1 protein-coding gene is annotated in these 1,246 nt (G+C 60.7%); it reads left to right on the top strand.

The features are described 5' to 3' along the window. Positions 1 to 58: 58 nt before the first annotated feature. Positions 59 to 1,215 (top strand): IS3 family transposase gene (locus ACDELDRAFT_RS22645; RefSeq protein ID WP_085943625.1). Its coding sequence is split into 2 segments (ribosomal slippage): positions 59 to 326 and positions 326 to 1,215, totalling 1,158 coding nucleotides; the frame shifts between segments, so codons are not numbered across the junction. The last annotated feature ends 31 nt before the right edge of the window (positions 1,216 to 1,246 follow it).

The raw sequence follows: 1,246 nt of genomic DNA, 5'->3' as shown, positions 1-1,246 counted from the left end.
TGGGCTTCCCCCAGTTTCCCGGACACATCCAATGACATGATGTGTTCAGGAGATAGGCATGACAAGAACTCGAAGGAGCTTCACGGACGAATTCAAACGTGAGGCAGTGAAGCTGTGCAAGCAGCCAGGCGCCACCGTCACGCACATTGCACGGGACTTGGGTATTGAGGCCAGTGTGCTCAGGCGGTGGGTCACCCAGGAGCGTGGCGGGGTGTTGGACCTCAGGCCGAACCGGCCGCTTCGCAGTGAGGCCGCCACCGAGGTGGAGCGGTTGCAACGCGAACTGCGACGTGTGACCACGGAGCGCGACATCCTAAAAAAAGCGCTCGGCTACTTTGCCAAGGACCCGCAGTGAAGTACGGCTTCATTGCGCGGCATCGTAGTGTCTGGCCCACCCGCACCATGTGCCGGGTTCTGGCGGTCTCCCACAGCGGCTTCTACGAATGGATGAACAGAGCGCCGAGCCAGCGCAGCCAGGACGATGCCAGGCTCACCCGCCTCATCCGAGAGAGCTTCGAGCTCAGCGACCGAACCTACGGTAGTCCACGTGTCTGGCACGACCTGCGAGCGCTGGGCGAGAGTTGCGGGATGAACCGGGTCATCCGGCTGATGCATCTGGCCAAGCTGCAAGCCCGCCACAAGCGACGCAGGCTACCTGGCGATACGGGCAGCAGGCTTGAGAATCACATCGCACCCAACCATCTGCAGCGTGACTTCGAGGCCAGTGGTCCGAACCAGAAGTGGGTGGCTGACTTCACCTACATCTGGACGGCCGAGGGCTGGCTGTATGCGGCAGCGGTGATGGACCTGTACTCACGCCGCATCGTGGGGTGGTCGATGAGCGACACCATGCAGGCCAAGATGGTGAGCGACGCATTGTTGATGGCTCTATGGCGACGCGGCAAACCCAGCTCGCTGATGCATCACTCGGACCAGGGCAGTCAGTACACCAGCGACGACTTCCAGCAGCTGCTCACGGCACAGGGCATCACCTGCAGCATGAGCCGTCGCGGTGAATGCTGGGACAACGCTGCGATGGAGAGCTTCTTCTCGTCGATGAAGACCGAACGGCTCAGCCGCAAGGTTTACCGGACAAGGGAAGAGGCCAGGTCCGATGTGTTCGATTACATCGAGCGCTTCTACAACCCGGTACGCAAACACTCAAAGCTAGACTTCCTCAGCCCAGTCGACTTTGAGCAAGGCTTAATGGGCTAAGCAAACCGTCCGGGAAACTGGGGGAAGCCCA

Origin of the sequence: Acidovorax delafieldii 2AN (assembly GCF_000175235.1) — a bacterium.
GTDB lineage: Bacteria > Pseudomonadota > Gammaproteobacteria > Burkholderiales > Burkholderiaceae_C > Acidovorax > Acidovorax delafieldii_B.
Note: the sequence above shows the minus strand (reverse complement) of the source record. Positions and strands in the feature narration are given on the sequence as shown.